Genomic DNA, 9,997 nt, shown 5'->3' with positions numbered 1-9,997 from the left:
ATACAATTATCGTTATTCCTAATGACAAATTGTTACAAGTTGTAGATAAAAAATGTTCCGTATCTGATGCATTCAGCAAAGCTGATGAAGTTCTTCGTCAAGGTATCAAAGGTATTTCCGATTTGATCCAAATTCCTGGTTTAATCAATCTTGACTTTGCAGACGTTAAAACTATCATGACTAATCAAGGCGAAGCTTTGATGGGTATTGGTGAAGGTACAGGTGAAAACCGTGCTGCAGACGCTGCAAAAATGGCTATCAATAGCCCATTGTTGGAAACTTCCATTGATGGTGCAAAAGGCATCTTGCTCAACATTTCTGGTAGCTCCGAATTGGGTATTTTTGAAGTAAACGAAGCTGCTCAAATTATTTCTGATGCAGCAGACCCTGATGCAAATATCATCTTCGGTTCTGTTATCGATGAAAGCTTGGGCGATAAAGTTCAAGTTACTGTTGTAGCAACTGGTTTTGGCAATAACGCTAAAAGCGTACCAGAATTCGGTAAAACAACTACTACATCTCGTCCAGCATCCACTACAACAACAACTAACAGCGGTATCCCAGATATCCCTGTATTCATGAAACGCTAATTTATAGAGTGTATAATCAAAACATTCGTAAATAAGTAACTTAGTAAGACATATCTTGAGATATGTGTATAGGAGGTACAAATGAAGAAATTAGTATTATTAACTCTAGCAGCTACAGTTGTGGCAGGTAGTGCATTTGCAGCGGCACCTGTAACAAAAATTAGCGACGGTTCCACTAAAGTACAAGCTGATTATGCGTTTAAACAACATGTATCTAAAGGTGGCGGCAATAGCAACGACGGTTTCGGTGTTTCTTTGCAACACGATCTTTCCAATAAAACTGCTGTTCAATATTCTTATGATAAATTGAATGCAAAAAATGGGGACATTAAAGATCATCAATTAGCATTAGTTTATAAAGTGCATCCAAACGTAAACGTATATGGTGCTGGTACTGCAATTCGTACAAATGATACAGAATTAGGTTTCCAAGCTGGTGTTATTGGTCATGTGCCATTGACAGAAAAAGTAAACGGCTTTGCTAAAGCTGGTTGGGGTAACGATATTAAACAAACTTACCAAGTAGGTGCTCAATATGAAGTTCGCCCTGATGTAGACTTGAACGTATACTATGGCTATGATAAATATAGCGTAAACAGCAACGATAAAACTGCAAAAGGTTTACACGCTGGTGTAGGCTACTCCTTCTAAGGATATCAAAGACCACTCTAATGAGTGGTCTTTTTTTTATAAATACTAGCATATGATTTATAAAAATATTTTATATAGGATATTGTATATATCCTATATACCTTAGCTTTTTTATAATTCAGATTGTAATTAGTATTTTTTCTTATGTATACAATATATTTTTAAATACTCATTGTATAATTAAATAAGTTTAGGTATGATAAATATGTAATAATTCATTTTAGATAGGATGGTGCAAGTTATGACAAGTGTTGCTGCAAAGCATGCAAAAGGGAAAAAACTTAAAGATGTAATCTTTGTAACTGCTGGCCAAGCCCAAGCTGATGCTAAAGAAAATGGTCGCGAGAACGTTGTTAATGGTACATTAGGTGCGATTTATGATGAAGATGGTAAATTAGTATTCCTTAAAACCGTTAAGGACGAATATTTAAGTCTTCCAGATTCTGAACATATTGGTTATGCTCCGATTGCAGGTGTACCTGAGTTCCTTGCTGCTGCAGAGGCGGAATGCTTTGGACAATCTCGTCCAGAAGGTCATATTCGTAGTATTGCTACTACAGGTGGTACAGGCGGTATTCATCACTTAGTTCATAACTATACAGAACCTGGTGATGAGGTGTTGACTGCTGATTGGTACTGGGGTGCCTATCGTATACTTTGTAGCGATGTAGGTCGTACACTTGTTACCTATTCTCTATTTGATGAACATAATAACTTTAACCATGAAGCGTTCCAAAATCGTGTAAATGAATTAGCTGCTAAACAAACAAATGTGGTAATTTTGTTTAATACACCTGGTAATAACCCAACAGGTTACTCTATAGAGGACAAAGATTGGGAATCTATCCTTAACTTCTTGAAAGAACTCGTTGCTATAGGCCGTAATAATGTAATCATTGGCATTGATGTTGCATACCTTGATTATTCTGGTGAAAAAGAAGAGGTTCGTGCATTCTTTAGTAAATTCAGTCATTTGCCAAAAGAAATCCTTACATGTGTTTGCTATAGCTTGTCTAAAGGCTTCACTATGTATGGGCAACGTGTAGGTGCCTTGATTGGTATTTCTGATGATGAAGAAATTGCTGATGAATTCTTAGAAATCAACAAATCTACAAGCCGTGCTACATGGTCTAATATATGCCGCCCTGCAATGCGTACAATGGCAAATATTGTAGCTGATCCAGCTAAGTTTAAAGCTTATGAAGATGAACGTAATTGCTATTATCAATTGATTCGCGATCGTGCTGATATATTTAAACAAGAAGCAGCCCAAGTTGGTCTTCCTATGTTGCCATATCGCGGTGGTTTCTTTATTACGATTCCTACAGATTCTGCTAATGCTATCTGTGAAGAGTTGAAAAAAGAACATATCTATGTTATCGCTTTAGCTAACGGTATTCGCATAGCTGCTTGTGGTATTCCTAAATTCCAAATGACAGGACTAGCTGAAAAAATCTATAATGCTATGAAACGCCTCGGTAAATTATAATACATAAGTTTCACTAATACTAAAGTCCGCTTGATATATCAAGCGGACTTTTTGTGGTTAATAGAAAAATGTACGCATATTTGATGTATCATTTATGCGTACATTTTTTATATTAATGTATATTTTTATATATTAGTGAATATCTTTATGTTCTTTAATGTCTTGGTCAGCTTCTTTCGCAAGATTTTCTAGAGCTTGTTTAGGCGCAGTTCGTTCACCGGTTTCTGGATCCACAAATTCAACACGGTCCAATGTATCTGTGATTTGGCCTCGAATGAAGCTTAAGTAAATCTCATAAAGTTCTTTTTTTTCTGCTAATTCCTCTGGTGTGAGTTGTTGCCCAGATTTTTTCTTTGCTGCTAGTTCATTTATACGTTTTAATGTATCGTTAATATTGCTCATATTGACCTCCTGTATTCTATATTAGAATAACATGATTTATTATAACATAGAACTAAATGAATACGTATGGTAAGATATAAGTTGTACGCGTCTGTACTTTCACAAGTGAGAAAGGAGAGTTATATGCGTGTAACAAAAGCAATAAAGGCAGAGCAATTGAAATTATTGCAAGAGCATTATTTTGATGCAAAACCTGCCCTTGAGTATACAAATGAATTTGAATTATTAGTGGCAGTTGTATTATCTGCACAATGTACGGATGAGAGAGTTAATATCGTTACTAAACGGTTATTTCCTGAACTAAATCATCCGGCTAAGATGTTAGCAATTGGGGTTACCAAATTAGAAACTCTGATTAAGGACTGTGGCCTTTATAAATCTAAAGCCAAAAATTTGATTGCCACATGTCAGATTCTAGTAGAACAATACCACGGGGAAGTGCCACGGGAGTTTGATCAACTCGTTGAATTACCTGGTGTAGGTCGTAAGACTGCAAATGTGCTAGTATCTGTATTGTTTGGTACGCCAGCGATTGCTGTAGATACTCATGTATTCCGCGTGTCTAACCGATTAAAATTGGGTATTGCTAAAACACCAGAAGAGATGGAATTAAAGTTGCAGAAGGCAATTCCTAAAGAGGATTGGTCGGCTGCTCATCACTGGTTGATTTATCATGGTCGTAAACTATGTAAGGCTCGTAAGCCATTATGTGAAGAATGTTTTTTAAATCACTTATGTCCTTCAGCTGGAAAGGTTTAATATGAAAGTAAATAACGAAGAATTTATTGCCCTTTGTGCTACTCATAGTATTGAAGGTATTGATATTGTAAATGAGTTAATGCGTTTTAAAGTGTTAGATCAATTGATTTCTAGTAATGCTAGCTCCCGTGAGTGGGGTGTTACGGCTGATGATTTATATGCGTTAGCAGAAAAATCTACAGTAGAATCTTTTGGCCCTGTTCCATATGATTTGAATACATTCCAAGCTCTATATGGCCCTTCGTTTAGAGTCGAATTATTTGATTTTATTAGCGATACAGGTATTTTAGATGGTCTAGATGTTGGTACTATTTGGGAGACTCCTGTTCGTGAAAGTATCGAAGCCCATAGTAAAACGGGAGAACTCGTTCTATATGCTTATGTAGAAGAATACGCAGGTATGATTGAAGAAATTCTTCAATCTTATGAAGATAAAAAAGTTGTGCTTTATACGGCATCTCCAGTGTGCTATAGCATTTTGACACGTTTATATCCAATGGCGCAAATTATTAATCAATGGCCTCATCGCAGCTATTTTGATCATATCTTTACAGGAACGGTTGGCATGTTCCAATCCTCTGAAGATATTGTGGAAGAAGTGGCTAATGGTTTACATAATCTTGTTCCAGAAGGAACTGCACAATTATTCTTGCCTGCTACGATGGCACAAAATCAATTAGGTTTGAATAATATGGCATTACAATTCTTCTTGAATCAAAAGCGTGTAGAAGCGATTCGTGAATGGATACCATTAGGGGCTTACGAAATTGTATATGGCAAATATGATGTTAAAAAGATGCGTGTTGGTCTACGTGAACGCGTAGGAGAAGAATGGAAAACGATTAACTATATTCCATTGCCTCATGGTGTGTTCGCTCAATTGCCAGTGTTTACTGTATTAAATTATGGCTTGTCTTTGCGTTCTATTTTGCTACCAGGTGGTCAAACTGATGTAGCCTTAGGACAAGATGGGATTTACTGTATCGACAGTCGAGTTTCTGAATTAGGTCGTAATGCTCTTGTTGAAAATGGCGCTTATTTCCTTACATTTAAACGTCATGCAGATCATGTAGATGTAGATATTACTACAGAAGTACCAAAAGAGGATATTTATTGGATGTTCCCAGATGCTGAATTAGCCTATATGTGGTATGCATACTTCTGTAGCACTATTGGTCAAACATTGATCCAAGAAGTTTCCATGCTCGTTCAAACAGATGAGTCATTCGGTTATATGCTTAGCAGCGTACGTCGACGCGTATTAGATGTTAACGACGAGGCTCAACTAATCACATCTGTTCAAGCAGCTGATGAAGCGTATATCAAGGCTGTGACAGAAGCGACAGAAGATTGGAAATCTACAGTAGATGAATTAGGTGCTCAAGTTATGCCACCAACAACATCTATTGATATTGAGGATTATAGCGATTATAAAAACTAATTGTAAAAGTCCGATATTTAGTTTAAAATATATCGTATCCTAAAAAATATAAACTACTAAATATAGTAGGTATGAAACATACTACACGAATGTGTGAGAAAGGAGGATTCATGGCTGTTATTAATTTTGAAATCTTCAAAGTTATTGGTACTTTATCTGAAGATAAAGATGGTTGGAAAAAACAATTAACATGCACTAGCTGGGGCAAATATAATCCTAAGTTTGACCTTCGTGCTTGGGATAGTGAATATACAAGCATGAAAAAGGGTATTACCCTTTCTTTAGAGGAGCTCATCGCATTGCGTGACATCCTTAATGAAAGCGACTTAGAGACCATCCTAGCTGAGTCTATTGAAGAAAAACAAGCATCCAAGGAATAGTATTGGCAACTTGCATTTGTGCATATGTCATGCTATAATCTATAAGAATAATATTGATTGTCGGAAAGAGGTGTATAGAATGAAACAAGGTATTCATCCAGACTATAAAGAAGCTACAGTAACTTGCGGTTGTGGCAACACATTCAAAACTGGCTCTGTAAAAGAAGACCTTCGTGTAGACGTTTGCTCCAAATGCCATCCGTTCTTCACTGGTCAACAACGCGCAGCTCAAGCTCGTGGTCGTATTGAACAATTTAACAAACGTTACGGCAAATAATTTGTCATGTAATGTAGCATCTATTGGCAGGGCTATGGGCTCTGCCTCTATTTGTTTATGAGAGGAGCTCTTGTGAACACAGAACGTATTAAAAAGTTTGTCGGTGGACAAGCTGTGATCGAAGGTGTCATGATGAGGGGACCTGGTGTTACAGCAACAGCTGTACGAGAACCATCAGGAACCATTGTAGTTCAAAAAGAGCCTACAAAATCTATTGCTGACACATATCCAATTTTGAAAAAACCATTTCTTCGGGGCTGTGTAGCCCTCTATGAATCTCTAGTGATTGGCATGAAGGCATTGTCCTTCTCCGCTAAAGCCGCTGGTGATGAAGAGGAAGAAATGTCTAATAGTGAAATTGCCATTACTATGGTTATTTCTACCATATTTGCGATAGCTGTATTTTTGGCATTGCCTACATTTATCGTAAAATTTATTCCTGGTGTACAGGATAATCATGTAGTATTAAATCTCATTGAAGGTGTCATTCGTTTAGTTCTTTTTCTACTCTACATTTGGGGTATTGGTCTTACGAAGGATATTCAACGAGTTTTCCAATATCATGGGGCCGAGCATAAAACAATTCATACCTATGAATTAGACTTGCCTCTTACTGTAGAAAACGTTCGCAAACAAAGTCGTTTACATGCTCGATGTGGTACAAACTTCTTACTCATCGTTATGGTGGTGAGTATCTTTGTATTTGCCTTTTTAGGTTGGCCTAATTTGTTAGAACGTATTCTGAGCCGCGTACTGCTCATGCCTGTAGTAGCAGGTATTGCGTACGAGGTTATTCGTCTTGCTGGTCGTAGTGAGCATTCCTTTGTGAAAGCTCTTATCAAACCAGGTCTTGTATTACAGTACATGACCACACGTGAACCAGAAGATGATCAAATTGAAGTCGCTATACGAGCTCTTGAAGAGGTTCGCCCTTCTGAGAGTGATGCATATGAAGAGGAATAAACATGTTAGTAGATAAATTACAAGTTATTGAAGATAAATTTATGGACCTGGAGCAGCGCATCAGTGACCCTGAAGTGATTGCGCGCCAAGACGAATGGCGTAAATTAACACGTCAACATGCTCAATTATCTGAAACAGTTGAAACATTCCGTACTTATAAAAAAGTATTAGCTGGTATTGATGAAGCTATGGAAGTTATTGAAGATAAATCCATGGATGAAGAATTCCGCGAAATGGCACAAGAGGAATTGAAAGAGCTAAAACCTCAAAAAGAGGAATTAGAAGAGAAATTGCAAATTCTTTTATTGCCTAAGGATCCTAATGATGATAAAAACATCATCATCGAAATTCGTGGTGGTGCTGGCGGTGATGAAGCGGCATTGTTCGCAGGCGATTTGTTCCGCATGTACACAAAATATGCGGAAAGCCAAGGCTGGCGTTGTGAAATTATCGATGCTAATGAACCAGAACTTGGTGGCTTTAAAGAGGTTATTTTCTCTGTAGATGGTGAAAATGTATACTCTAAGATGAAATTTGAATCTGGTGTACATCGCGTACAACGTGTACCTGCTACAGAAACACAGGGCCGTGTTCATACGTCGACCGTTACAGTAGCTGTATTACCAGAGATGGAAGATGTTGATATTGAAGTTAATGAAAAAGACTTGAAAATCGACACATATCGTGCTAGTGGTGCGGGCGGTCAGCATATCAATAAAACAGAATCTGCTGTTCGTATTACACACTTACCTTCTGGTATCGTTGTGGCATGCCAAGACCAACGTTCTCAATTACAAAACCGTGAAAAAGCTATGCGTGTATTGCGTGCTAAATTGCAAGACCAAGCTGAACAAGAGGCTATTTCTAGCATGGCCGCAGACCGTAAGAGCCAAGTTGGTACTGGTGACCGTAGTGAACGTATTCGTACTTATAACTACCCTCAAGGCCGCGTAACAGACCATCGTATTAATTTAACATTGTATAAATTAGATGCTATTTTAAATGGCGATCTAGATGAAATCATTCAAGCCTTAAATGCTGCTGACCAAGCGGCAAAAATGCAGGAGGCTAATACAAATGCATAAGGAGATTTGGACAATCGGTCGTATTCTCCAGTGGACAGAGCAGTACTTTCAAAGCAAGGAGATGGATACACCTCGACTTGATGGGGAAGTACTGCTTTCTCACGTTTTAGGCAAGGATCGTATTTATCTATATACTCATTATGACCAACCGCTTATTCAAGAGGAACTTGACGCCTTTAGACCTCTTGTTCAAGAACGAGCTAAGGGTCATTGTGTAGCGGCCATAATTGGGGAAAAGGACTTTATGGGATTGACCTTTAAGGTTAATGATAAGGTGTTGATTCCACGACCTGATACAGAAACCTTAATTGAGCATGTATTAGGTACGTACCAAAAAGATAGTAAAGTTCGTATCCTTGATGTATGTACAGGCCCTGGTACGATATTACTTAGTCTATTACACTATTTGCCGAATGCGTGTGGTGTAGGTCTTGAAATATCTACGGATGCCTTGACAGTGGCTGAGGAGAATAGGGAAAGATTTAACTTAAATGATCGTGTTCAATTGTTAGAGTCTGATATGTTTTCTGCCTTAGACGGTAAAGCTGAAAAGTATGACCTCATCGTATCGAATCCACCATATATCCGTACAGGAGATGCTAAATTATTGTCCCAGGATGTATTAAATGAGCCTCATATTGCTTTATTTGGTGGTGAAGATGGATTAGAATTCTATCGTATTTTAGCTAAAAAATGCGGTACATATTTAAAACCGCAAGGCCGTATAGCCTTTGAAATAGGTTACGATCAAGCTGAAGAGGTAAAGTCTTTATTAAAAGAAGCTAGTCATTACTCCAACATTCAGTGTATCGCTGATCTTGGTGGTAATAACCGTGTTGTAACTGCAGTATATGAGGGATAATATGGATACTCAAATTATTACAAATCCATCAGAACAAGAACTAAATATGCTTGCCAGTACATTGCGTAATGGTGAATTAGTGTCCATTCCTACAGAAACTGTATATGGACTCGGTGCTAATGGCCTTGATCCAGAGGCAATGGATAAAATCTATGCTGCGAAAGGTCGTCCTTCAGATAATCCCCTTATTTTGCATGTTCCTAATAGTGAAAGTATAAAACCTTTGGTAACAGAGGTTTCAAATACAGCACAACTATTAATGGATACGTTTTGGCCAGGGCCATTAACGATTACATTGCCTAAATCTGATTTAGTGCCAGATCGCGCTACTGGAGGGTTACATCGCGTAGCATTGCGTTGCCCTGATCATAAGATATGCCGTGCATTATTAGAACGCGCTGGTGTACCTGTAGCGGCTCCTAGTGCAAATATATCTGGTCGTCCAAGCCCTACAACGGCACAAGATGTTTACCATGATATGAATGGCCGTATTTCCTATATTTTAGATGCTGGTCCATGTACGATTGGTGTAGAGTCTACTGTAGTGGAAGTACATGATGATAAGGTCATTATATTGAGACCCGGTGGGATTACAAAAGCTCAGCTTGAAAATGTTGTGTCTACGGTTGAGTATGATACTGCGCTAGTTAATGCTGCCACTAAGCCTAAGGCTCCTGGTATGAAGTATACGCACTATGCGCCTGATGCACCTATGACAGTTGTTGTAGGCAGTCCAGAGGGGATAGCATCTACGTTTAAGGAGCTTTCAGAAGGTAAAGAAGGTCCTATAGGTTGTTTGGTCAGTCATGAAACGTATGACCTGATTAAAGACGATACACGCTTTATGTGCCATTGTTTTGGCCATCATGGTGATGCCTTATCATTAGGCCATGACTTTTACAAAAGCCTATTACATTTTAACGAAAATCATGTTACCTTAATCTTAGCAGAAGGTGTTAATGATGATGGTTTTGGCGTTGCTATTATGAATCGTATGGAAAAGGCATCTAGTCATCATATCATTTATAAGTAAATTTACTAGCATAAAAATGTCCACTGATAATAGAAATATGTCTTTACATATTGGATGAATTTGCT

12 protein-coding genes are annotated in these 9,997 nt (G+C 38.0%); 11 read left to right on the top strand and 1 reads right to left on the bottom strand.

All coding sequences use genetic code 11. The features are described from left to right. From QZ055_RS05820 to QZ055_RS05810, 3 genes are all read left to right on the top strand, one after another. The coding region (locus QZ055_RS05820; protein WP_295825250.1) for a cell division protein FtsZ at positions 1 to 590 on the top strand (590 nt) is incomplete at its 5' end. An 81-nt stretch (positions 591 to 671) separates the two neighbouring features. Beyond that, positions 672 to 1,241: an outer membrane beta-barrel protein gene (locus QZ055_RS05815; protein WP_024064722.1), complete on the top strand. Its 570-nt coding sequence runs from the start codon at positions 672 to 674 to the stop codon at positions 1,239 to 1,241. 241 nt (positions 1,242 to 1,482) lie between these two features. Continuing rightward, on the top strand, positions 1,483 to 2,730 hold the full coding sequence (locus QZ055_RS05810; RefSeq protein ID WP_295825249.1) for a pyridoxal phosphate-dependent aminotransferase: 1,248 nt from the start codon (positions 1,483 to 1,485) through the stop codon (positions 2,728 to 2,730). A 132-nt stretch (positions 2,731 to 2,862) separates the two neighbouring features. Here the strand turns inward: QZ055_RS05810 and QZ055_RS05805 are convergent, their stop codons facing one another. Beyond that, positions 2,863 to 3,132 (bottom strand): DUF896 domain-containing protein, encoded by a 270-nt coding sequence (locus QZ055_RS05805; RefSeq protein WP_119206185.1) that lies wholly within the window; start codon positions 3,130 to 3,132, stop codon positions 2,863 to 2,865. A 123-nt stretch (positions 3,133 to 3,255) separates the two neighbouring features. Between QZ055_RS05805 and nth the strand changes: the two genes are divergently transcribed. The 8 genes from nth to QZ055_RS05765 all read left to right on the top strand — a co-directional run bounded on the left by nth (position 3,256) and on the right by QZ055_RS05765 (position 9,932). Further along, a complete protein-coding gene (gene nth, locus QZ055_RS05800; protein ID WP_119207953.1) occupies positions 3,256 to 3,891 on the top strand; it encodes an endonuclease III in 636 nt (211 codons plus the stop codon). 1 nt (position 3,892) lies between these two features. Then, on the top strand, positions 3,893 to 5,332 hold the full coding sequence (locus QZ055_RS05795; RefSeq protein ID WP_295825248.1) for a hypothetical protein: 1,440 nt from the start codon (positions 3,893 to 3,895) through the stop codon (positions 5,330 to 5,332). Between the two features lie 110 nt (positions 5,333 to 5,442). Beyond that, positions 5,443 to 5,712: a YdbC family protein gene (locus QZ055_RS05790; RefSeq protein WP_005386267.1), complete on the top strand. Its 270-nt coding sequence runs from the start codon at positions 5,443 to 5,445 to the stop codon at positions 5,710 to 5,712. 79 nt (positions 5,713 to 5,791) lie between these two features. Then, a complete protein-coding gene (gene rpmE / locus QZ055_RS05785; protein WP_004696185.1) occupies positions 5,792 to 5,989 on the top strand; it encodes a 50S ribosomal protein L31 in 198 nt (65 codons plus the stop codon). Between the two features lie 57 nt (positions 5,990 to 6,046). Beyond that, positions 6,047 to 6,952, top strand: coding sequence for a DUF1385 domain-containing protein (locus tag QZ055_RS05780; protein ID WP_295825247.1), 906 nt, complete (start codon positions 6,047 to 6,049; stop codon positions 6,950 to 6,952). Positions 6,953 to 6,954: 2 nt separating this feature from the next. After that, a complete protein-coding gene (gene prfA, locus QZ055_RS05775) occupies positions 6,955 to 8,037 on the top strand; it encodes a peptide chain release factor 1 (protein ID WP_105093892.1) in 1,083 nt (360 codons plus the stop codon). Further along, positions 8,030 to 8,899, top strand: coding sequence for a peptide chain release factor N(5)-glutamine methyltransferase (prmC, locus tag QZ055_RS05770; RefSeq protein WP_295825246.1), 870 nt, complete (start codon positions 8,030 to 8,032; stop codon positions 8,897 to 8,899). Before prfA ends, prmC begins: the two co-directional genes overlap by 8 nt. A gap of 1 nt (position 8,900) precedes the next feature. Further along, a complete protein-coding gene (locus tag QZ055_RS05765; RefSeq protein WP_295825244.1) occupies positions 8,901 to 9,932 on the top strand; it encodes an L-threonylcarbamoyladenylate synthase in 1,032 nt (343 codons plus the stop codon). The last annotated feature ends 65 nt before the right edge of the window (positions 9,933 to 9,997 follow it).

Origin of the sequence: uncultured Veillonella sp., from assembly GCF_905209685.1 — a bacterium.
In the GTDB taxonomy this organism is placed as follows: Bacteria; Bacillota; Negativicutes; order Veillonellales; family Veillonellaceae; genus Veillonella.
The sequence above is the reverse complement of the archived record's forward strand: the minus strand, read 5'-3'. Positions and strand labels throughout refer to the sequence as shown.